The sequence below is a fragment of the Ewingella sp. AOP9-I1-14 genome (assembly GCF_052375995.1).
In the GTDB taxonomy this organism is placed as follows: domain Bacteria; phylum Pseudomonadota; class Gammaproteobacteria; order Enterobacterales; family Enterobacteriaceae; genus Ewingella; species Ewingella allii.
This window is the reverse complement of the sequence record NZ_JBQSVA010000001.1, coordinates 532476-555705: the sequence shown is the minus strand read 5'-3', so window position 1 is coordinate 555705 and position 23230 is coordinate 532476. Positions and strand designations below refer to the sequence as shown.

Annotated in this window: 18 protein-coding genes; 8 read left to right on the top strand and 10 right to left on the bottom strand. The window is 56.8% G+C overall.

The features are described 5' to 3' along the window. The first annotated feature begins 2 nt into the window (after window positions 1-2). Complete coding sequence (fruA, locus tag ACT3RT_RS02700; protein ID WP_496202457.1) at window positions 3-1706, top strand: PTS fructose transporter subunit IIBC; 1704 nt, start codon at window positions 3-5, stop codon at window positions 1704-1706. Between the two features lie 63 nt (window positions 1707-1769). Here the strand turns inward: fruA and nfo are convergent, their stop codons facing one another. Continuing rightward, entirely contained in the window at window positions 1770-2621 is an 852-nt protein-coding gene (gene nfo / locus ACT3RT_RS02695; RefSeq protein ID WP_396132461.1) for a deoxyribonuclease IV, read from the bottom strand. A gap of 100 nt (window positions 2622-2721) precedes the next feature. Continuing rightward, the gene (locus ACT3RT_RS02690) at window positions 2722-3762 is read right to left on the bottom strand and encodes a YeiH family protein (protein WP_496202598.1); all 1041 of its coding nucleotides are present in this window, start codon (window positions 3760-3762) and stop codon (window positions 2722-2724) included. A gap of 342 nt (window positions 3763-4104) precedes the next feature. Here ACT3RT_RS02690 and yieE point away from each other — a divergent pair, with 342 nt between their 5' ends. From yieE to ACT3RT_RS02655, 7 genes are all read left to right on the top strand, one after another. Continuing rightward, window positions 4105-4977, top strand: a complete 873-nt coding sequence (yieE, locus tag ACT3RT_RS02685; protein WP_353502706.1) for a DNA-binding transcriptional regulator YeiE — start codon at window positions 4105-4107, stop codon at window positions 4975-4977. A 187-nt stretch (window positions 4978-5164) separates the two neighbouring features. Beyond that, window positions 5165-6643, top strand: coding sequence for an amino acid permease (locus ACT3RT_RS02680; RefSeq protein WP_353502705.1), 1479 nt, complete (start codon window positions 5165-5167; stop codon window positions 6641-6643). 227 nt (window positions 6644-6870) lie between these two features. Further along, a complete protein-coding gene (locus tag ACT3RT_RS02675) occupies window positions 6871-8031 on the top strand; it encodes an ABC transporter substrate-binding protein (protein ID WP_496202456.1) in 1161 nt (386 codons plus the stop codon). 46 nt (window positions 8032-8077) lie between these two features. Continuing rightward, entirely contained in the window at window positions 8078-9160 is a 1083-nt protein-coding gene (locus ACT3RT_RS02670; RefSeq protein ID WP_034791619.1) for a FecCD family ABC transporter permease, read from the top strand. Then, entirely contained in the window at window positions 9160-9999 is an 840-nt protein-coding gene (locus ACT3RT_RS02665; RefSeq protein ID WP_353502703.1) for an ABC transporter ATP-binding protein, read from the top strand. Before ACT3RT_RS02670 ends, ACT3RT_RS02665 begins: the two co-directional genes overlap by 1 nt. Before the next feature lie 209 nt (window positions 10000-10208). Then, the gene (cirA, locus tag ACT3RT_RS02660) at window positions 10209-12182 is read left to right on the top strand and encodes a catecholate siderophore receptor CirA (protein WP_485901316.1); all 1974 of its coding nucleotides are present in this window, start codon (window positions 10209-10211) and stop codon (window positions 12180-12182) included. A gap of 422 nt (window positions 12183-12604) precedes the next feature. After that, window positions 12605-13129 (top strand): P-loop NTPase family protein, encoded by a 525-nt coding sequence (locus ACT3RT_RS02655; protein WP_485901314.1) that lies wholly within the window; start codon window positions 12605-12607, stop codon window positions 13127-13129. A gap of 377 nt (window positions 13130-13506) precedes the next feature. Here ACT3RT_RS02655 and ACT3RT_RS02650 read toward each other — a convergent pair whose 3' ends face one another. From ACT3RT_RS02650 to puuD, 8 genes are all read right to left on the bottom strand, one after another. Further along, the gene (locus tag ACT3RT_RS02650) at window positions 13507-14388 is read right to left on the bottom strand and encodes a VOC family protein (RefSeq protein WP_485901312.1); all 882 of its coding nucleotides are present in this window, start codon (window positions 14386-14388) and stop codon (window positions 13507-13509) included. Then, window positions 14381-15487 (bottom strand): alkylhydroperoxidase domain protein, encoded by a 1107-nt coding sequence (locus ACT3RT_RS02645; protein WP_496202455.1) that lies wholly within the window; start codon window positions 15485-15487, stop codon window positions 14381-14383. The genes ACT3RT_RS02650 and ACT3RT_RS02645 overlap by 8 nt, the downstream gene beginning before the upstream one ends. A 9-nt stretch (window positions 15488-15496) precedes the next feature. After that, entirely contained in the window at window positions 15497-16537 is a 1041-nt protein-coding gene (locus ACT3RT_RS02640; protein WP_496202454.1) for a putative FMN-dependent luciferase-like monooxygenase, read from the bottom strand. A 23-nt stretch (window positions 16538-16560) separates the two neighbouring features. After that, window positions 16561-18213, bottom strand: coding sequence for a dipeptide ABC transporter ATP-binding protein (locus tag ACT3RT_RS02635; protein WP_496202453.1), 1653 nt, complete (start codon window positions 18211-18213; stop codon window positions 16561-16563). Next, complete coding sequence (locus ACT3RT_RS02630) at window positions 18210-19085, bottom strand: ABC transporter permease (RefSeq protein ID WP_353502696.1); 876 nt, start codon at window positions 19083-19085, stop codon at window positions 18210-18212. The genes ACT3RT_RS02635 and ACT3RT_RS02630 overlap by 4 nt, the downstream gene beginning before the upstream one ends. Beyond that, window positions 19082-20026 (bottom strand): ABC transporter permease, encoded by a 945-nt coding sequence (locus ACT3RT_RS02625; RefSeq protein WP_353502695.1) that lies wholly within the window; start codon window positions 20024-20026, stop codon window positions 19082-19084. The genes ACT3RT_RS02630 and ACT3RT_RS02625 overlap by 4 nt, the downstream gene beginning before the upstream one ends. 16 nt (window positions 20027-20042) lie before the next feature. Continuing rightward, window positions 20043-21683 carry a TIGR04028 family ABC transporter substrate-binding protein gene (locus ACT3RT_RS02620; RefSeq protein ID WP_353502694.1) on the bottom strand — a complete coding sequence of 547 codons (1641 nt, stop codon included), beginning with the start codon at window positions 21681-21683 and terminating at the stop codon, window positions 20043-20045. Window positions 21684-22342: 659 nt separating this feature from the next. Continuing rightward, window positions 22343-23128, bottom strand: a complete 786-nt coding sequence (gene puuD / locus ACT3RT_RS02615) for a gamma-glutamyl-gamma-aminobutyrate hydrolase (RefSeq protein WP_353502693.1) — start codon at window positions 23126-23128, stop codon at window positions 22343-22345. Between the last annotated feature and the right edge of the window lie 102 nt (window positions 23129-23230).

The following is a 23230-nucleotide window of genomic DNA, read 5'->3' as shown; positions in this document are numbered from 1 at the left end:
GAATGAAAACGCTGCTGATGTTAGACAGTTCGCTGGGACAAGCTCGCAGCCAACTGGCGAAAAAAATGCTCGCTGCTGCTGCGGCGAAAACAGGCCACACTCTGGTTGAAAGCGTCGCTGACGCCGAGCTGGTGGTGGTGGCGGGTGACAACGCACCGGCTGATGCCCAGTTGGTCGGCAAAAATGTGTTTGTTGGCGATGTCGCGCTGGCTATTCGCGAGCCGGAAATCTTCCTGCAACGCGCCTCGGCGGAAGCCAAAGCTTATGTCGCACCGGCAGTCGCTCCGGCTAAAGCGGCGGCAGGCAATGGCCCGAAACGCATTGTGGCGATCACCGCATGCCCGACCGGCGTGGCTCACACCTTTATGGCGGCTGAAGCCATTGAAACCGAAGCTAAAAAACGCGGCTGGTGGGTGAAAGTCGAAACGCGCGGTTCCGTTGGTGCGGGTAACGCCATCACGCCAGAAGAAGTGGCTGAAGCCGATTTGGTTATCGTGGCGGCTGATATTGAAGTGGATCTGGAGAAGTTTGCCGGTAAGCCGATGTATCGCACTTCCACCGGCTTGGCCTTGAAAAAGACCAAGCAGGAGTTGGACAAAGCCTTGGTTGAAGCCGAAGTCTTCGAGCCGAAACAGCAGGGTTCTCAGGCGGCTGCCGGTAAGAAGAAAGAGACGGGCGCAGGTCCGTATCGCCACCTGTTGACCGGCGTGTCCTACATGCTGCCAATGGTGGTGGCGGGGGGCCTGTGTATTGCGCTCTCCTTCGCCTTCGGGATTAAAGCTTTTGAAGTGAAAGGCACGCTGGCCGCAGCCTTGATGCAAATCGGTGGGGCTTCCGCCTTTGCTTTAATGGTGCCGGTACTGGCTGGCTTTATTGCTTTCTCCATCGCTGACCGTCCGGGCCTGACGCCGGGCCTGATTGGCGGCATGCTGGCGGTGAGCACCGGCGCTGGCTTCCTCGGCGGGATTATTGCCGGTTTCCTTGCGGGCTATGTCGCCAGATTTATTGGTAGCAAGCTGCGTCTGCCGCAAAGTATGGAAGCACTGAAACCTATCCTAATCATTCCCTTGTTGGCGAGCTTGGTTACTGGCTTGGTGATGATTTACGTGGTGGGTACGCCAGTTTCTAAAATTCTGGTTGGCCTGACTAACTGGCTGCAATCCATGGGGACGGCGAACGCGGTTCTGCTCGGCGCAATCCTTGGTGCGATGATGTGTACCGACATGGGCGGCCCGGTGAACAAAGCGTCTTATGCCTTCGGCGTGACGCTGCTCAGTTCCTCGGTTTATGCCCCAATGGCGGCGATTATGGCGGCAGGTATGGTGCCACCGCTGGCAATGGGTCTGGCGACCATTCTGGCGCGTAAGAAATTTGAGCAGGGTGAGCGCGAAGGCGGCAAAGCGGCGATGGTGCTGGGGCTGTGCTTCATTACTGAAGGTGCGATCCCGTTTGCGGCGCGTGACCCAATGCGTGTCCTGCCTTGCTGTATCGCGGGTGGTGCCTTGACTGGTGCGCTCTCCATGGCATTCGGCGCTAAACTGATGGCACCGCACGGTGGTCTGTTCGTGCTGCTTATTCCAGGCGCAATTACGCCAATCCTCGGCTATCTGGTGGCGATTATCGCCGGTACGCTGCTGGCGGGTGTCTCTTACGCCTTGCTGCGCCGCTCCGATGCTGCTCTGGCGGCAAAAGTGGTTGCTCAGTAAGAAAGAATGACGAGTAAAAGAAAAGGGCGCCTCGGCGCCCTTTTTTAATGCAGATTTTACAGATTAGCTCTGAGCTTTCTGCTCCGACTTCAACCAGGCAATTTCGTCTTTCCAGATATCAGGATTGACGGTTTCGAGAATCATCGGAATGCCGTCGAAGCGCGGATCGCGCATCATCCAGCTAAAGACGGTTTTGCCGATGTTGCCTTCACCAAGGCTGTGGTGGCGGTCAACGCGGCTGTTAAAGGCACTCTTGGCATCATTCAGGTGCATACCGCGCAGATACTTGAAGCCCACCACGTCTTCGAAGTGTTTGAAGGTTTGGATGCACTCTTCTTCAGTACGTAAATCGTAGCCTGCGGCGAAGGCGTGGCAGGTATCGATACAGACGCCGACCCGACTTTTGTCTTCTACGCCGTCGATGATTTTCGCCAAATGCTCAAAGCGAAAACCCAAGTTGCTGCCCTGACCGGCGGTGTTTTCGATGACGGCCGTCACGCCTTCGGTTTGGCTGAGCACAATGTTCAGCGACTCAGAGATCTTTTCCAGACACTTATCTTCGTCGATTTGCATCAGGTGGCTACCCGGATGGAAATTCAGCAGCGACAGGCCGAGCTGCTCGCAGCGCTGCATCTCATCAAGGAAGGCTTCGCGGGATTTTTCTAACGCTTCGTCCACCGGGTGGCCGAGGTTAATCAGATAGCTATCGTGGGGCAGGATTTGATTGCTGCTGTAGCCGTATTTTTCGCACGCGACCTTAAACTTCTCAATCACATCCTCTGGCAGAGGTGCGGCTTTCCACTGGCGCTGGTTCTTGGTAAACAGCGCGAACGCCGTGGCTTCCAGCTCGTGCGCGCGGATAACCGCCTGATCGACGCCACCCGCGGCACTGACATGTGCACCAATAAACTTCATGTTCACTCCTCTGCGATTCATGCTTGTTATGCTCGGATCATAGCGCCTTGGCGGTTGGCATGCAGCAGAGAAGTGTTAAAAACTCTTCAGGAGTTTGTTATCAGCCGAAGAAATGCTGTACCAAACCGTTGATTCCCGCGCCGCCGACAATCAGCCAGATGAACAGCACGGCGGCCAGCAGAATCGGCTTCAAACCCGCCTGACGCAGCGCGCTGACGTGAGTGGTCAGGCCCAGCGCCGCCATCGCCATGGCCAGCAGCACGGTGTCGAGGGTGATCAGCGGCGCAATCCAGCTGTGCGGTAAGATATCCAGCGAGTTAAAGGCGGCGACCGCGATAAACAGCAGGGCGAACCATGGAATGGTGATGTTGCTCATGCGGCCGCCGTTTTGCGAAGCCTGCACCTTGCCCCGGCTTTTCCAGCCTGAAAGCAGCAGCAGGAAGGGGGCCAGCATCATCACACGGATCATCTTGGCGATCACCGCGGCGTTTTCAGCATCCGGGCTAACGCCCTGACCCGCTGCCACCACTTGCGCCACTTCATGCACGCTCGAACCGGTGTAAATACCGAACTGCGCCGCGCTGAAATCAATCCAGTGATGTTGCAGGTTTAGCTGCCACAGCCACGGATAGATGAAGATGGCGGCGGTACCGAAAATCACCACCGTGGCGACGGCCACCGTGACTTTCTCACTCTTGGCGTTCAGCACCGGCTCGGTCGCCATCACCGCGGCGGCCCCGCAGATACTGCTGCCGGCGCCTATCAGCATGGAGGTTTCGCTATCCAGCCCGAAGACCTTTTTGCCCAGCCAGCAGGCGAGGGCGAAGGTGGAGCAGAGCATGAGGGCGTCAATCAGAATGCCGGTCGCGCCGACGTCGGCGATTTGCGCGAAGGTCAGGCGCAGCCCGTAAAGGATGATCCCAAGGCGCAGCAGGCGCTGCTTGGCGAGATTCACACCGTCGTGGCAAACAGGTCGAATCGACGGATAGAGCGTGTTGCCGATAACCATACCTATCAAAATCGCCAGCGTCAGGGCGCTCAGCCCCAGATGGTTCAGCTGCGGGAAGTTGCTCAACCACAAGGAGACGAGAGTGACAGCGCCGGTGAGAACTAAACCGGGCAAAACGCGTCCAAACCACATTGGCTGTGGGAAGAAGCGATGCGCCTGTTTTTCGTTGAGTGGGTGGGTTGCATGATTCATGGTGTTGGCCTTCTCAGTGATTCCTGAGATAAGACTAACCGCGGCTTATATAAAAAAGAAATTGATTATAACTTTATAACCTATCGTAAAAAGCGGTATAGAATATGACAACTGTTGCTCAGCATGATTGACAGGTGCATTGCGGCTATACTTAAACGAAACCAAAGGAATGAGGCCGGATTTGGATGGTTCATTCTGCGATTCGCACTTTTGAAACTAAAAAAACCTCTGATGAGCAACACAAAACGCGGGCGAAGTGGCTCGCGTGACGGATAACCATTTATGCACATTACATTGCGACAACTTGAAGTTTTTGCCGAGGTGTTGAAAAGCGGATCGACGACGCAGGCATCAGTTGTTCTGTCGCTATCGCAATCTGCGGTTAGTGCAGCACTGGCTGATATCGAAGGTCAGCTCGGCGTCCAGTTGTTTGACCGTGTGGGGAAACGGCTGGTCATTAACGAGCATGGTCGTCTGCTCTATCCTAAAGCTCTGGCTTTATTGGAGCAGGCGGCAGAAATCGAGCGATTGTTCAGTAAAGACAATGGTTCATTGCGCATCGGCGCCAGTAGTACCATCGGTAACTATATGCTGCCGGGAATGATTGCCAATTACCGGCTGGATTTTCCCGCGACGCCGCTGGAATTGAATGTCGGCAATACCGATGATGTGATTAACGCGGTGGCGGAATTTCGCGTTGACCTCGGCCTGATTGAAGGGCCATGCACCATGCCCGAGCTGCTCACCCAGCCTTGGCTGGATGATCAATTGGTGGTGTTTTGCGCCCCGGCCAACCCGCTGGCGGGGAAAAACGTCACCATGGAGAGGCTGGCTCAGGAGCCTTGGATCCTGCGCGAGCGCGGCTCAGGTACGCGAGAAGTGCTGGATCACCTGCTTCTCCCGCAAATGCCAGATTTCAATCTGGTGATGGAGCTTGGCAACTCCGAGGCAATCAAACACGCGGTTCGCCATGGTATCGGTATCAGTTGTTTATCTCGCCGGGTGGTCGCCGAACAATTAACCAGCGGCACGCTGGTGGAAATTCACCTGCCGATCCCGCCGCTGGTGCGCAAGCTGTACCTGATTCATCATCGTCAGAAACATATTTCCAACGCCTTATCGCGTTTCCTCGATTACTGTAAAGACCCTTTATAAAGAGTGAGATACTGTGAGTTGCAGGGCGAATAACCCTGCAACTTGACGTATTACCCCCAAGGTTTTGCTAATGATCCCTAGGCTATTATGAAGGTGTCTTATAACAGGTCGTTCCTGCTATTCAGACAGTCACGTTTTGCTACAATCCGCGCGTAAAATTTCAAATAACAGCTTAAACAGGGCAAAAATGGCTCAACCATCGACTAAAAATTCGCAGCCGGTACCGTCTGGCCTGCGTCGCGAGCTTAAAGCCCGCCACTTAACTATGATCGCCATTGGCGGTTCAATCGGTACTGGTTTATTTGTTGCCTCTGGGGCGACGGTTTCTCAGGCAGGGCCGGGCGGCGCGCTGCTCTCCTACGCGTTAATCGGCATCATGGTGTACTTCCTGATGACCAGCCTTGGCGAGCTGGCGGCCTTCATGCCGGTTTCCGGCTCCTTCTCAACCTATGGTTCGAAATATGTCGAAGAGGGCTTTGGTTTCGCCCTCGGCTGGAACTACTGGTACAACTGGGCAGTGACCATCGCCGTTGACCTCGTGGCTTCTCAGCTGGTGATGAACTACTGGTTCCCCGACACGCCGGGCTGGATTTGGAGCGCCTTATTCCTTGGCCTGATCTTCCTGCTGAACTACATCTCCGTGCGCGGTTTTGGTGAAGCGGAATATTGGTTCTCGCTGATCAAAGTGGTCACGGTGATCATTTTCATCATCGTCGGCGTGCTGATGATCACCGGCATTATGCGCGGTGGCGAAAGCGCGGGCTGGCATAACTGGGCGATTGGCGATGCGCCGTTTGCGGGGGGTTTTGCCTCGATGATTGGCGTGGCGATGATAGTCGGCTTCTCCTTCCAGGGAACCGAGCTGATTGGCGTTGCCGCCGGAGAGTCTGAAAATCCAGGCAAAAACATCCCACGCGCCGTTCGTCAGGTGTTCTGGCGTATCCTGCTGTTCTATATTCTGGCGATTTTGGTGATCAGCCTGATCATCCCTTACACCGACCCGAATCTGCTGCGCAACGAAGTGGGTGATATCAGCGTCAGCCCGTTCACGCTGGTATTCCGCAATGCGGGCCTGCTGTCAGCGGCTGCGGTAATGAACGCCGTGATCCTGACTGCCGTGCTATCAGCCGGTAACTCAGGCATGTACGCCTCAACGCGCATGCTGTTTACTCTGGCTTCCGAAGGTAAAGCGCCGCGTATTTTTGCCAAGCTGTCCAAAGGCGGCGTACCGCGCAACGCGCTCTATGCCACTACCGTGGTGGCGGCTCTGTGCTTCCTCAGCTCCATGTTCGGCAACCAAACGGTTTACCTGTGGCTGCTGAACACCTCGGGCATGACCGGCTTCATCGCCTGGTTGGGGATTGCGATCAGCCACTATCGCTTCCGTCGCGGCTATGTGTCGCAGGGGCGTGACCTGAAGGACCTGCCTTATCTGTCCGGCTTCTTCCCGTTCGGCCCGATTTTCGCCTTTGTGCTGTGCCTGATTATCACTTTAGGGCAGAACTATCAGGCGTTCCTGAAAGACACTATCGATTGGTATGGCGTGGCGGCGACTTATATTGGCCTGCCGCTGTTCCTGATCATCTGGTTCGGTTACAAGTGGACTCGCGGAACCAAAGTCGTAAAGTACAGCGAAATGGAATTTCCTGAGCATCAAGATAAATAACAGATAAAACAGCAAGATATAGAAAAGGCAGGGCTAAGGCTCTGCCTTTTTTTATTGCGAAGTTTTTAGTAGTACAGGTTAACGCTTTGTTACCTGCCATTGATTTGTTCCGGCCAAAACATCCTGTAGTCTTAATAGCTTCTGCATATCGCATTGATAATTATTATCGTTTCCATTATTGTTATGCCCTCTTCAGGGAAACGTAAAGGAATTGCAAGAAGATGATAATGCAGGATAAATACCGTTTTACAGGAGTGAAGGGCGCGGCAATCAGCCTGATTCTGGGGCTTTGCAGCACGCAGGCATTAGCGGTTACCGTAACGGATATCGCCGGGCGAACCGTGACCGTACCGGATAATGTACAGCGCATTGTTTTGGGCGAAGGCCGACTGTTTTACGCGGTTTCTTTGTTGGAAGGGCAGAAGCCCTTTGACCGCATTGTCGGCTGGCAGGGGGATTTCCGTAAACTGGACCCTCAAACCTATGCGGTGTATCGCGAGAAGTTTCCGCAAATTGATAAAATACCGCTGATTGGCACCACGACGGCTGACAGCATCAGCCCGGAGAAGGTGCTGACGCTGCGACCTGATATCGCCATCTTTGGCCTTGCAGGGCACGGCCCCGGCCGCAGTAGCGAGTTAGTCGGCCAGCTTGAGAAAGCGGGCGTGCCAGTGGTGTTTATCGATTTCCGCACCTCGCCGCTGAAAAATACTCTGCCAAGTATGGAATTACTGGGTAAAGTGCTCAACCGTGAAAAGCAGGCGCAGGATTACATCCAGTTTTATCGCAACAATATCAAGCGCGTAACGGATGTCACCAGCAAGGTGAGTGAAGAAAATAAACCGAAAGTGTTTATTGAACTGCGTGCATCAACCACGGATGAATGCTGCCGCTCAGCCGGAAATGGCAATATGGGCGACTTCATCGATTTGGCCGGTGGCGTTAACATTTCCAAGCCGCTGCTGCCGGGTCCGCTGGGACTGGTCAATCTGGAAAAAGTGATCGCTTCCCAGCCGGACATTTACATCGCCAGCGGTGGCGGTGCGCCGAAGAAAGCCGGAGATAGCTCACTGCCGACCAGTCTGATTCTGGGCGCGCAGGTGACGCCACAGCAGGCTCAGGCGAGCTTCACGCCGCTGCTTCAGCGCAAGGGGATTTCTACCCTAAAGGCGGTGGAAGAGGGGCACAGTTTCGGTATTTGGCACAATTATTACAACTCACCGTACAACGTGTTGGCGGTGCAGGCGTTTGCAAAATGGTTCTATCCGCAGAAGTTTGCTGATTTAGATCCTGAGCAGACCATGAAGCAGATGTACCAACAGTTTTTGGCGGTAGAGCCTTCCGGCACCTACTGGACTGAAGCCAAAAAACAGGAAAGCGGGCAGTAAGCTGCTGCACGTTTGAGATTTATAAATCACTGAGATGTCTAGAAACATGAGCGCAACTACCGATCCCTTGCTGAATACCAGCCCGCAGGCTGATGGCAGCGTGATGGGACGCTACCAAAATATTGTCCGTCGCCGTCTATTAATCATGTTGGTGCTGGTGCTGGCGATTGTCGCATCGCTGCTGATCGACTTTGTGATGGGGCCATCGGGGTTGTCGCTCGGTACACTCTGGCAAACGCTGTTTGATTCCGCCTCTGCTGATGCCGGGACACGCGTTATTGTTTGGGATATCCGCCTGCCTTATGCCTTGATGGCTATCGCGGTGGGCATGTCGCTCGGCCTCGCCGGGGCAGAGATGCAGACTATCCTCAATAACCCGCTGGCGTCGCCATTCACCCTCGGCGTCTCCTCGGCGGCGGCCTTCGGTGCCGCGCTGGCGATTGTGCTGGGAATTGGTATTCCGGGCGTGCCGGATCAGTGGTTTATCTCGGCTAACGCCTTCATCTTCGCCTTACTCGCCGCATTAATGCTCGACGGCATCACGCGCTGGACGCGAGTTGCCAGCTCCGGCGTGGTGCTGTTCGGTATCGCGCTGGTCTTTACTTTCAACGCCTTAGTCTCGCTGATGCAGTTCATTGCCACTGAGGATACGCTGCAAGGTCTGGTGTTCTGGACCATGGGCAGTCTGGCGCGTGCCTCTTGGGTCAAACTGGGCGTGATGCTGCTGGCCTTCTTTGTGCTGCTGCCTTGGTCGATGATGAGCGCGTGGAAGCTGACCGCGCTGCGCCTCGGCGAAGATCGCGCCATCAGCTTTGGTATCGACGTGCGCCGTCTGCGCCTCGGCACGCTGCTGCGAATCAGTATTCTTTCCGCGCTGGCGGTGGCGTTTGTCGGCCCAATCGGCTTTATCGGTCTGGTTGCGCCACACATCGCCCGCCTGATGTTCGGTGAGGATCACCGCTTCTACCTGCCAGCCAGTGCGCTGATTGGTGCTCTGGTGCTGTCGATGGCTTCCGTTGCCTCGAAAAATCTGGTGCCGGGCGTCATTATTCCGGTGGGTATTGTGACTTCTCTGGTTGGCGTGCCGTTCTTCCTGAGTATTATTCTGCGTCATCGGGGGAACGTCTGATGTCTGATACCACTTTAGAATTTACTGCAAAAACTGACTTGAACTCGGCCACCCAAGGGCTGCAAATCCGCGGTTTTAAAGCGGGCTACCCGAAACGTTTGGTGATCAGTGACCTCAACGTGCCGATGCTGCCACGGGGTAAAATTACCGTGCTGCTGGGGCCGAACGGCAGTGGGAAATCCACGCTTCTACGCTCGCTGGCCGGGCTGAATCGCGCCGAAGGGCAGCTGATCCTCGACGGCCACGACCTGATGCCCATGCCTTTCGCCCGCCGCGCCGAGCAGGTAGTCTACTTGCCACAGTCGCTGCCGGCGGGTGTGCATCTGCACGTGCTGGAATCCATCATTGTGGCTCAACGCGCCTCTGGCAGTAATGGCAAACAGGCGGAAACCACCGAGCAGGTGATGACGCTGTTGCAGCAGCTGGGGATTGAACATCTGGCCCTGAGCTATCTCGACCAGCTTTCTGGTGGTCAGAAGCAGCTGGTGGGCTTGGCGCAGTCGCTGATTCGCCAACCATCGCTGCTGCTGCTTGACGAGCCACTGTCAGCACTGGACTTGAACTATCAATTCCACGTGATGGACTTAGTGCGCAAAGAGACGCAAAAACGCAATATCGTCACCGTGGTGGTGGTGCATGACATCAATATCGCGCTGCGCCACGGCGATCGCGTATTGATGCTGAAAGACGGTAATCTGATTGCCGATGGAGAGCCGGAAGAGGTGATCACGCCGGACAGTCTGGCACGCGTCTATGGCGTGCGCGGACGTATCGAGCGCTGCTCGCAGGGAACGCCGCAAATCTTGATTGATGGGTTAGTTAGCGCCCCCTCTATATAAAAATGCTCGTCTTGTTTCGGGCATATGCGCAGTATTTTTTATAAATAATCAGGTCGCCAAAGTAGTGGCCTGATGCTTCAACCTTCAATTTGTGAGCCTAAACCAAATAACAATCCTTTATCCCGGGCGGCACACCCACGCCTGTCATCCGGTGATATTGGCTATTTAACAAGTTTGCTTGTTATTTTATCTCATGGAGAGAATGCAACATGGTCAAGGTTACATGGACACCGGCAATGAAGGCCGGATTATGCGCACAGCTGTTCACCGCAGCGTTTCCGGTGTTTGCCGACGACGCTAAAGAGGCAAAGGATAACGAGGATCAGATAGTCGTTACCGCCTCTTCGGTGCAGCAAAACCTCAAAGATGCTCCCGCCAGTATTAGCGTCATCACCCACGATGATTTAAATAAAAAGCCGGTACAAAACCTGAAAGATGTCCTGAAAGACGTGCCGGGCGTGCAGCTCACCAGCGAAGGCGACAACCGTCAAGGCGTCAGTATTCGCGGGCTGAGCAGTAGCTATACGCTGATTTTGGTCGACGGCAAACGCGTTAACTCGCGCAACGCCGTATTCCGCCATAACGATTTTGATCTCAGCTGGATCCCCACAGAGTCTATCGAACGCATCGAAGTGGTGCGCGGGCCGATGTCCTCGCTCTACGGCTCCGACGCGCTGGGTGGCGTGGTCAACATCATCACCCGCAAAGTCGGCAAAGCCTGGCACGGCACCTTAAGTGCGGATACCACCGTGCAGGAGCACCGCGATCGCGGCGATAGCTATAACAGTAATTTCTTCACCAGCGGCCCGTTAATTGACGACATGCTCGGGGTGAAAGTCTACGGCGCATTGGGAAAACGTGAGAAAGATCAGACGGATTCCTCCAGTGGTTCAGCCGGTTTGCCGCGCATTGAAGGTTACACCATGCGCAACGCCAATGCTGAATTCACGCTGACCCCGGAAGATAATCAGGATCTGACCTTCGGTTACGGTTTCAACCGTCAGGATCGCGATTCTGACACGCTGGATAAAAACCGTCTCGAGCGCGAAAACTACTCGCTAGGCCACAATGGCCGCTGGGGCTGGGCGAATACCGAATTGCGCTTCTACGGTGAAAATCTTGAGAATAAAAACAGCGACACTATAACCTCGAAAAACAACTCGCTGGACGGCAAAATTGTCGTGCCTCTAGGTGAAATCAATCAGTTATTCACCCTCGGCGGCGAGTATCGCAACGACAAGCTGGAAGATAATATCAATCTGACCGGCAGCGGCAGCACTCAGGCCAACCAGTATGCGATCTTTGTCGAAGATGAATGGCGGATGTTTGAAAATCTGGCCTTCACCGGCGGCGTGCGCATGGACGACCACGAAAACTACGGCGTGAACTGGTCGCCGCGTGCTTATTTGGTCTATAACGCTACCGACACCGTGACGGTAAAAGGCGGCTGGGCCACGGCGTTCAAAGCTCCGTCACTGCTGCAACTCAGCTCCGACTGGACCAGCGCTTCCTGTCGCGGCGCCTGTCAAATCGTCGGTAACCCGGACCTCAAGCCAGAAACCAGCGAAAGCGTCGAGCTTGGCCTGTACTATGCGGGCGAAGAGGGCCTGCTGGAAGATGTCACCGCCAGCGCCACGGTGTTCCAGAACGACGTTGACGACATGATTGGCATCAACCGCACCCGCGACCGCGCGGAGGCACCGAGCTACAGTAACTTTGTGGGTTTTGATAAATCGGGCAATCCGATTTTCAAATATTACAACGTCAACAAAGCGCGTATTCGCGGGCTGGAAACGGAGTTGAAGCTGCCGTTAAGCGAAGCCTTCGGCCTGAAGCTTAACTACACCTACAACGACGGGCGCGACTTGAGCAATGGCGGCAATAAGCCACTCAACACGCTGCCGTTCCACACCGCCAACGCCACCCTTGACTGGAACCCGCAGGACGACTGGAATCTTTATCTGACTGCCAACATGAAAGGCCAGACCCGCACCGTGACCGACAACGGCGCGACGCCGGGCGGTTACACCATGTGGGACACCGGCGGTTCATACAAAGTAAACAAAGCCGTGAAGATCCGCGCCGGCGTGCTGAACCTGCTGGATAAAGATTTGAATCGTGATGCTTACAGCTATAACGAGGATGGTCGTCGATACTTTGTGGCGGTTGATTATAAGTTTTGATGGGCGGCTGCCCAGACCTGCCGTGAAGTTTTAACTTCAACGTCAAAACCGTGGGCTTCGGCCCACACCGACCAGGGGGCGGCTTATCGCCACCGCCCCCTGGACCCCCGGGCTCTTTCACTGCGCGCTTCGCTGGTTGGGCGGACATGTTTCAGAAACCTCGGTGTTCACCGCAAAATGCCGCCGCTTAGGCGGTGCCCTCAGTTCGGGTTCGGACCAACTCGTATACCCCCCGCTCGTTGTTTCTCACCTCTCCCTCGGCGTCATTTTTGACTGCGGTCTAGGGGCTTTTCAGTCGTGCCGTTTCAGACAGCCACTGTTTAGGTTGGTGTTATCTCTTCTCTATTTCAAAGTAGAAAGCTGGCAATGGGTTGCTTATAATGCCGCCCCTTTTTGCTTAGCAGTTGCTCTTTGAGGTACTCATGAAACTGTCTGATCTTGGTCATCGAATCTGTATTTTGGGTCCTTCTAATAGTGGTAAATCAACGCTTGCTGATGCCATCGGCAAGAAGTTGGATTTGAAGATTGTTCATCTCGACCGGCTGTATCATCTACCTAACACTCAGTGGCAGCCTCGGCCAACGGAGGAATTCATCGCGCTTCACGATGAAGAGATAAAAGGCGAAAGATGGGTTATTGACGGCAATTATTCGAAGTTGCAGCCACAGCGCCTCGCCAGAGCGACGGGGATTATTGTGCTGGATGTGTCTACGGCATTAAGCGTCGCGCGCTACGTCAATCGGACATTGTTTGAAAAGCAGCGCTACGGCGCTCTGGAAGGGGGCAAAGACAGCCTGAACTGGGACATGTTCCACCACATCATTTTCGTCACACCGAATAATCGACAACGTTATACGAAGCAGTTTGCACAATGGACAGTGCCAAAAATCCGGCTGGCCTCGGCAAGAGAAATCAAAAAACAGATGCGCGAGTGGGAGTTAGTTTAGACTTTTCATCAATTTGAAGGTCAGAACGACGTTCTGCTCCTCCCCTAAATAGGGGAGGAGCAAAGCAAAACCCCCTGAAACGGCACGGTCGAAATGCCTCAAAACCGCAGTCAAAAATGGCGCTGAGCGAATGGTTCGAGACCTATGGCTCGAAGCCTGAAGCGAAGGCACCGCCTAAGCGGCGACATTTTGCGGTGGATAACTGAAGTACCTGAAACACGTCCATCCAGCCAGCGACAGCGCGCAGTAAAGAGCCGGGGATTCTTAAGGGGCGCGGCGATAGGCGCCCCTTAAGGCCGGTGTGGCGGCAGCGCACGGTTTTGACCTTGACCTTAAAGGCCAGTTTGCATTCCAACGCAAGCCGCCCCCAGACTCGCCTAGTCCCTAAAACTCAATGCCACCCCAAGTGCATCTTCAGCTCTGACCACAACGCCTTCCGGCGTATCCGAAAACGCAATTTCGCCGACTTTCAAACTTTGTCTCACCAAGTCCAGCGACGCGGTGGCAAACTCCAGCGCGACCATGCGCGCCGTGCCGTTTTCCCCTTCGGGGATCTTGCTGAACAGGGCGGTGGCGCGCTCTGGGGGGATGAAACGCACCGTGGCGCGCCCGGCTTTGATCTCCACTTCACCTTGCGAGCCGTGGCTCAGCGCCGACTCGCCGAACAATTCGGCATAAACGCTGGCGGTCTCCTGCGGCGCGGAGGTCGCGATAACGAAACCGGTGATATTGCTCACCCCGTTCGGGTGGCGCTGCCATTCGGTGCGCCACACCAGCTCCGGCGTGATGTGCTGGCAGAAGAAGCTGCGGCCATTGGCCACGCGCTCGGCGGAGAGCGGCACGGTGCGAAAACGCGCATTCGGCTCGGAGCCGTCGTTAAGCTGCACCGGACGGAAAAAATCGGCGGGCGCTGAGCCTGCAATGTCTTGCTGCTGCAAATGCTGGAATACCGCCGAGGCGTCCTGCGTTTTCCAAACCAGCCCGGTCAGGCCGAGCGGCGCGAGCCACAGGTCTTTGCGGGTGTGCTCGTTGGCGGCTTCATAACCTAAAAGTTCAAGATAGTTCTCGCCGAAAATCGCCAGATGATTGCTCGAACCCAGCGAATGATGCCCGCGCGGCGTGAGCTGGAAGCCCAAGCGGCGGAATTGCTGCTGGGCGTGATCCAGCAATCCGGCCACGTTAATCACCGCGTGGTCGAGATGCGGCGTTATCTCAGTTTTCGTTTCTACTGCCTGTTCCGGTGTTGAAATCTCAGTCATCAAAAGGTTCTCCCAGCGTTAACATCAGGCGATTGGCCCAGGCGAAGAAGGCGGTGGATTGCGCTAAGTCGACGATTTCCAGCGTGCTCAGCCCCTCTTCGCGCAGCCGGGCGATATGGGCGCTGCTGGCGGTTGGCGGCGTGGCGGAGAGCGCAGCGGCGAAGTCGATCTGCACCTGCCAGCGCGGGGACTGCCCCTCGCTGAGAATGCCGCCCGGCGCGGTGTCGATCAGACGCTGCACGTCTTCGGTCTGCTTGGACAACTGGCTGGCTTTGCGCGAATGCACCGAGGCGCAGTAGATACAGCCGTTGATTTTGCTGGCAACGGTGGCGGCGATTTCGCGCTCTTTACGCGGCAGGCCGCCGCTGGTGTAGAAAATGCCTTTGTCGGTCAGGGTGCGTTGCTCAAGGACCGGCAGGTTGCGGCCTAACAGGCGGAAATAGTCGGAGTCGGTATGGCCGAAGCGCGCCAGAATCGCCTGCTGTTCGGCATCAAACTCTTCCAGCTTCTTCGACGGGATCCACGGCTCCCAGCCCAGTTCGGCCTGCGTAAACACCTTCGGCGCAGAGCGCCCGCTGTGGGTTTTGCCATCGTGACGCCAGTGGCCCGCCGCGACTTTCCGGTCACTGGCGTTCTCCACCGAATGGCCGCCAATCAGGCGATAGCTGCGCAGTTGGCGCGTCTGGAAACTGACAAAAGCAATCAGCTGCGACAGGGTGACGATGGCGTCTAATGACCAGCCCGCCTGCTGCAAAGCCTGTAAGTGGGCGGCGGTGGCGCTGGCCGGTTTAAAGCTCAGGCGTTCGCCGTGGTCGAGTGCAGACTCCAAACGCGCCGTGTTGCCTTCATCGGGCAGGGCGTTCAGGCGCTCGGCATAGTGGGAAGCCAGCTGGCTGTCGCTATGCCAGCGGGCGACGTTTTCAGCCAGCAACAGACGTTCGGCCAAGGTGAAATCCACGCCGTCGTCGGCGCTAAAAATGGTTTCGTAGCTCCCTTGGGCGTGACGAGTGGCGGCATCGCGAGTTTCACGCGCCTGCGCCAGTTCTGAACCAGCGTCAATCACAGCCAGTTGGTCGAGCAAATCTTGAGCGGTAGTCATGGCGTTTCCTTAAACAAGTTCGTGCAGAGGTGAAGTCACGGATTTTGGCGTGCGGCGCGTCCAGCCCAGCTCTGGCGCGACGTGGCGGGCTAGCAGTTCGATGGAGCGCAGAATGTATGGGTGTGGCGGGTCAATCGAGTGAACCTGGAATGACAGGTCGGTCACCCGCGCCAGCGCGCTGTCCAGTTTCAGGGAAGCCGTCACCTGATCCGGCGAGCCAATGTGCGCGTCAAAGGCGCTAATATGGTCATCCAAGGTGTCGCCGTGAACCGTCTGACCATTGGCGCGATGGTTCTCCGCCTGACGGCGCAGGCCTTTCTCAGCCAGTCGGCGCGCTTCGGCCCCGTCTTCGGTCACAAAGGCGGTGCGCGAGCCCATGATGCGCGGCTCGACGCCCGCAGGCAGGGCGGCAAGGTAGGCATCAATAATGGGGTTTTGAATCTCGGCCAGCGTCAGGTTAGGCGCATCCGCCGGGCGCGGCTGGGTGCGTGACAGCATCAGGCCATCACCGGCCAAGCCTGCGCGCGTGCCGCCTTCAACGGAAAACGTGGCTTGCCAGACGCGGTTCACCAGCTGAGGCGCAGCCGGGTATAAACGGTTATCGGTTCCAGCCAGCGGCTCGCCGCGCCACGCCTGTAACAATGTGTTGAGGTTGTGGCTAAATACCGCGCCGCGCTGGCTGCTTTCCAAGCCAAATGGCGGGAATGAGGTCGGCGTGCCGCCCGATCCTAAGCCAATTTCCAGACGCCCGCCGGAGAGCAAATCCAGCACCGAGGTGTCTTCGGCCACGCGCAGCGCATTTTCCATCGCCAGCGTGATTACCCCGGTGCCCAGACGGATGAAACGGGTGTGCGCCGCAACCTGTGCCAGAAACACCAGCGGCGCGGGCAGGCCGCCCTCGGCTTCGTGGAAGTGGTGCTGCGCCACCCATGCCGCGTCAAACCCCTGCTGTTCGGCAAAAACGATCTGCTCAGTGGCTAAGCGATAGCGCTCTTGCGGGCTGGCGTCATCCAATAAACGGGTAAAAAAGCCAAGACGTTTTGTACTCATTTCAATTCCTTAACGCTGTTCAGTTATGCAGCGCGATGACGGCCATTGCCCGGGATCGCATTAATCAGTTCTTTGGTGTAATCACTGCCCGGATGAGCAAACACCGATTCGACGTCGCCGGAGTCCACTTGCTGGCCGCGATTGAGCACCGACACGCTGTGCGAAATCTGCCTGACGGTGGCGAGGTCGTGAGAGATAAACAGGTAGGTCAGGCCGAGGGAGTCCTGCAACTCCTGCAATAGGCTGAGGATCTGCGCCTGCACCGTGACGTCCAGCGCCGAGGTGGCTTCATCCAGCACCAGAATCTTCGGTTCGAGGATCAGCGCACGGGCGAGAGCCACGCGCTGACGCTGGCCGCCGGAGAGTTCGCGCGGCTTACGGCTGAGCAGTTCCAGCGGCAGCGCCACCCGCTGGGCAATACTGTGCACCCGGCGGCGGCGCTCGTCGGCGGCAATAGGTTCATAGTTCAGCAGCGGCTCTTCAATAACGCTAAACAGCGTTTGCGAAGGGTCGAGCGAGGCAAACGGGTTCTGATATACCAGTTGAATCTGTTTACGCAGCTGGCGCAGCGCTTCGCCTTTCAGCTGGGTAATATCCTGCCCGTCGATTAACACCGCCCCTGAATCCGGGCGCTGGAAACCGAGCAGAATACGCGCCAGCGTGGTCTTGCCAGAGCCTGACTCCCCAACCAGCGAGTGGGTGGTGCCGCGTGCGATAGTGAAGGAGACATTATCCACGGCGCGGAAAGCCGGTTTGCCTTTGCCGCCCAGTGAGAAGTCCTTCACCAGATTTTCAACCCGCAAAATCTCTTCGCCGCCAGTAGCGCGCAGTGATGCGCGATGCCTGCCGGAGAGGGCAGGGACATCTGCGAACAGCTGGCGGGTGTATTCGCTTTTCGGCGCGCTAAGCACCTCGGCGGTAATGCCCTGTTCCTGCACCTTGCCGTGACGAAATACCAGCAGGCGGTCGGCGCGCTCGGCGGCCACCGCGAGGTCGTGGGTGACGAACAGCACGGCGGTGCCGAACTCGTGACGCAGCTCGTCAATCAGGTCCAGAATGCGTTTTTGCACCGTGACGTCCAGCGCGCTGGTTGGCTCATCGGCAATGATTAAAGCCGGTTGCAGCGCAATGGCGATGGCAATCAGCACGCGCTGCTTCATGCCGCCGGACAGCTCGTGCGGATACTGCTTGGCGCGCAGCTCAGGATGGGAAAGGCCGACGCGAGCCAGCAGTTCCACCACGCGCTCGTCACGCTGCTTGCGCGGCAGGCGACGGTGAATGTTCAAAATTTCCGCCACCTGCGCGCCGATGGTCTTCACCGGATTGAGCGAGCTGGTGGGGTCCTGAGGGATCAGGCTAATGCGCGCGCCGCGCAGCGCGTCCAGGCGGCGCTGCGACCACTGGCTGATGTCGGTGCCATTAAGGCGAATCGCCCCTTCCTGCAAATGGCCGTTTTCCGCCAACAGGCCGATAATCGCCTGCGCGGTAGTGGTTTTGCCCGAGCCGGACTCGCCGACCAGCGCCACCACTTCCCCTGGATAAATCGAGAAAGAGACATTGTGCACCACGCGCTGGCTCTGCGTGCCGCTGCTGTAAGCAATGGAGACGTCTTCCAGTGCCAGCACCGGCGTGCGCTGCTCGGCGGCAGTGCGGTTAAAGCTGACATTCAGGCTCATCGACGGCTCCTGCGGAAAGATTGGCTAATACGGTTGGCGGAAAGCACCACCAACACCACCACGATGCCGGGGAAGGTGGTGAGCCACCATGCCGTAGAGATGTAGTTACGCCCTTCGGCAATCAGCAGCCCCCACTCCGGGGTTGGCGGCGGGGTGCCGTAACCCAAGAAGCTGAGGGTGGAAATCGCCAGAATCGCGCTACCAAATTGCAGGGCGGAAAAGGCCAGCACGGCGGTCAGCGAGTTGGGCAAAATATGCCGCCACAGCACCGCGAAGAAGGTGCCGCCGCTGCCATAGGCCGCTTCGACATAATCGCTGTGGCGCACCAGCACTACTTCTGAACGCGCAAGTCGGGCGAAGTTGGCAATTGAGGTGACCCCGACGGCGATTGCCGCGTGAACCGTGCCGAAGCCGAGCAGAATAATCACCGAAAGCGACAGCAGCAGGCCGGGGATCGACAGCAGTACGTCAACGATGCGCATCACCAGAGTATCGGCAAAGCCGCCAACTGCGCCGGCGAATAGCCCGAGCGCGGTGCCGAGTACCAGCCCCAGCGCCACGGCAACCAGTGCGCCGGACAGCGAGTGCGACGCGCCGTAAACAATGCGCGCGTAGACATCGCGGCCCAGCTGGTCGGTGCCCAGCCAGTGTCCGGCCTGAGGTGCCAGACGCTGCGCCCCGGCAATGCCTTCCGTGCCGCTATAAGAGGTGAACAGCCCCGGCGCGATGGCCCATAAAATCACCACGATCATCACCGCCCAGGCCAGAATCAGCCCCGGCTTAACGCGGGTGAACAGGGCGCTGCGGGTTTTCGGGCGAGGCGCGAGGCGTGTCTTCTCCTGACCTAACTGCTCAATGGGTAAGCTACTCATGCGTGCGCTCCGGCAGTGGATTTAAGACGCGGATCCAGTAACGGATAAACCAAGTCGACCAGCAAGTTGATGCCAACAAAGGCGGCGGCGGAGATAACCACAATCGCCTGTAATACCGCCACATCCTGATTGTTGACCGCCTGCTGGGTCAGTTGCCCCAGCCCGTTAAGGCCGAAGACGGTTTCGGTGATCAGTGCCCCGGCAATCAGCTCGCCAAACAGCAATCCGGCAATGGTCAGGGCAGGGAGCAGGGCATTACGCGCAACGTGGCGCCACAACACGCCGCTGCGCGACGCACCTTTGGCACGGGCGACAGCCACGAAGGGCTGGGTTTGCACCTGATCGATACTGCGGATCAAAATCTGCGCCAGCGGGGCTGAAATCGGCACCGCCAGCGTAACGATCGGCAGAATCAGCCCGACCCATTCACCCGGGTTAATCACCGGGATCCAGCGTAAGTGGAAAGAGAAGAACTGGATCAGCGCAATGCCGAGCCAGAAGGTTGGGATCGAAATAAACAGTGACGGCAATGACTGGAGTGCCGACTTCAGCCAGCCGAAGTGCAGCAGGCTGGAGAGGAAGGCGATGGCCACCGCCACCACCGCCGCCAAGATAAAGCCGAGTACCGCCAGTCGCAGCGTCGGCGGGAAGTTGCTGCTCAGCAGCTCCGTCACCGGCACGCCCGCCTGAATCGAATAGCCCAGATCACCGCGCAGGAAGTTGCCCAGCGTATGCAGATATTGCTGCCAGATGGGCACATCTGCTCCGTAAACCGCGCGCATATCCGCGATTTGCGCCGGGCTGAGTCCCATATCGGGATTCTGGAATTTGATAAGGATGGCGTCACCCGGCAGCACTTGCAGCAGGATGAAGGAGACGGTAAACGCCGCCCACAGCACCAGCACTGCCTGCCCGATGCGACCACTAAAGTATCGGCTCATTGTCTACTCCTGCCTGTTAATGCTTTTCCAACCATGCGCCGTAGAAGCTTGGGCGGCCCACGGCTTCAAAGTTCACGCCTTTGAGGTAGGGAGCACCGGCAAACACCTGCGGTTCTTCGAAAATTGGAATGACGTAGGCCTGATCCAACAGGTAGTTCTGCACGTCGCCGGTCAGCGCCAGACGCTTTTTCGGGTCCACTTCGGCAGAAACGGCAATCAACAGGTCGTTGAGTTTGTCATCACGGAAGCTTTTCACCTTGCTGCTTGAACCGCCTTTTTGCAGCAGCACGTCGCGGTTGGTCGGGTAGAAGGCGCTTTTAATCACGTCCGGATCGGCGCGACCCACTTCCACCACGTAGGCGGCAGTTTTCTCTGGGTCGAGGTTGTCCGCCACACGGCTACCGGCGTCACCCGCCAGAATATTCAGCTTCACGCCGACCTGACCCCACTGCTGGGAAACCAGCTGCAGCACCTCTTTGTTCTGCGGCTGCGGCAGGGATTCATACACGGTCAGCGCGAGAGTTTTGCCCTCTTTCTGGCGAACGCCGTTCGGTCCCGCTTTCCAGCCAGCTTCGTCTAACAGCTTTTTGGCCTGCGCCGGGTCATAGGTCAGTTTGTTGCTCAAATCCACATAACCCGCGGCGGTTTTGGCCACCACCGAAGTGGCTTGCGGATAGTTAGGGGAGAACAGGGTGTCGACCACTTGTTTAGAGTTGGTGGCGTGCAGCAACGCCTGACGCACGCGCAGGTCAGAAACCAAGGCGTTATCAGGGCGGAAGGCGATGCCGTCGTTGACGCCTTTAGTCGGAGCAGCGTAAATCGGGAAGTTTTGGTCTTTGGCCTGTTTCTCGTCATAAGCTTGTACCTGACGAATAAAATCAGCCTGACCCGCCAGCAGCGCGCCAATGCGCACGCTGTCTTCATTAGTGACAATCACTTTGATGCCATCAAGGTTAGCGCGGCCCTGCTGTTTGAGGTTTTTCGGCCCCCAGTTGTAGTCTTTACGCGCGGTTAAATCGACTTCGCGACCCAGCGTCTCTTTGCTGACCACAAAGGGGCCAGAGCCGATGATGTGGGTGGCATCGCCCAGCGAGTCGAAATCGCGGTTCAATGTGCTCAGCGACACTAAGCCGGAGCCAATGGTGGCGGTACCTTGCAGGAAGCCCGGCGAGGATTTCTTGAAGAAGAATTTCACCGTCAGTGGGTCAACCACTTCGCTATGGTCATAGTTGTTGATCACTTCGGACACCGGCAGGTGATGCTCTTTATTGCCTAAGCCGTAAGTGTCGAAGTTCTTCGCCACGGCGTTGGCATCCAGCGGCGTGCCGTCAGAGAAGGTGACGCCCGGACGAATTTTAAAGGTGTACTCGGTTTTATCCGCATTGAAAGACCATGACTCGGCGATCCACGGCTCAATCGCCAGCGTTTCCGGATTCTGGTAAGTCAGCTTATCGGTAATTTGGTTAAGAATACCGCCGTTCGGATAGAAGCCGCCCGCCGGTGGATATAAGTTGGTGTGAGCCTGCTGTTCAAGATAAATCAGGGTTCCGCCCTGAACTGGCGTTCCGTCAGCGGCCATAGCCGCGCTGGTGGTAGTTAATAAAAGCCCTAAAGCCAGAGCGCGGGAAACCGCGTTCAAACGGCGAATATTTTGCATGGATATACCCTTTTTATTATTGGCAAGTGAGCACCACCAAAGTCCGCCGTGACGGCTTTAGAACTAAAGTAGTGGTTCTATAACAAACCTTTTTAAAATGGATATAAACGAAGGAATTTAGCTATCAATAGCGAGAAAGTGGCAATAGAAATGTATTGAACATTTAGCCATGTTGGGGGCTTTGGGGCTGGCTGCCCAAACCCGCTTTAAAACTTTAAATCTTCAAATTTAAATTCAAATTCAAGACCGTGCGCTGCCGCCACACCGGCCTCAAGGGGCGCCTATCGCCGCGCCCCTTGAGAATCCCCGGCTCTATACTGCGCGCTTCGCTCGTTGGGGAGGACGTGTTTCAGGGACTTCAGTTATCCACCGCAAAATGTCGCCGCTTAGGCGGTGCCTTCGCCACGGGATTCGAGACCTATGGCTCGAAGCCCGAACTGAGGGAACCGCCTAAGCGGCGGCACTTCGCGACGATCATCTTGGTCGCTGAAACATGTCCATTCCAACCCTGCGCAGCCTCGATCTCACAACATAAAAACGCAGGGTTCCAAGGGAGGCGCGTTTACGCCTCCCTTGGTCGGTGTGGGCCGACGCCCACGGTTTTGAAGTTGAAGTTGAAGTTGAAGTTGACTTAAGCAGGGCCCAACCCGGGGATATCTCTACCCCCGATGATACTTCCGACATGCAGCGACGAAGGATTCGAACAGTTGCCGCGACACGGCGTCGGTCAAGCTGTGCCACTCGGGGTGCCACTGTACGCCGAGGGCGAAGGGGTGGCTGCGCACGCTGACGGCTTCCACCAGATTGTCCGGTGCGCGGGCCTCGACGCTGAGCTCTGCGCCCAGACGCTTCGCGCCTTGGCCGTGCAGTGAGTTCACCTGAAAAGACTGATAATCGGGCAGAAGCTCTGCCAGCAGGCCGCCCGGCTCGATGTTAACAGGGTGAACCAGCGCGAATTGCTCGTCGTGGGAGAGGGAGGTGTCCTCGCGGTGATCCATATAGCCCGGCTCTTCCTGCACTTTGCGATACAGGCTGCCGCCGGTGGCGACCACCAACTCCTGCATACCACGGCAGGCGGCAAGCAGGGGGATGCCTTGGGCTAAGGTCGCGCGGATCAGCGCAATACTTAGCTTGTCGCGCCCCGGATCGGCCAGCTCCTCGATACCGTCTTCGTTATACCAGTGCGGCTCGACATTGCTCGGGCTGCCGGTGAGGAAAATGCCGTCGAGACGTGCTAACACTTCCTCGATAGCGCCTTCCCGTGAGGCCAATTCGTGTGGCAGACAGACGGGGATGGCGTTGGCGTTGAAAATCGCGTCGAGATACTTCTCGTGTACGGTCAGTGCCGGGTTCTCATCAATGCTATTGGCACACATGACGACCCCAATGATCGGTCTGTAGCTCTCTTCTTTTCTGGCTGGTGCCTGGGAAAATATGGTGCTCATTTTACCGCCTCGTTGAGTGGTCGAAAGGGAAAGAAATCCGCGCCTTATCGCGTTTTGTTGCCTATTTTTTGGCTGTTATTCCATTAAAATTAGCAGCGGGGA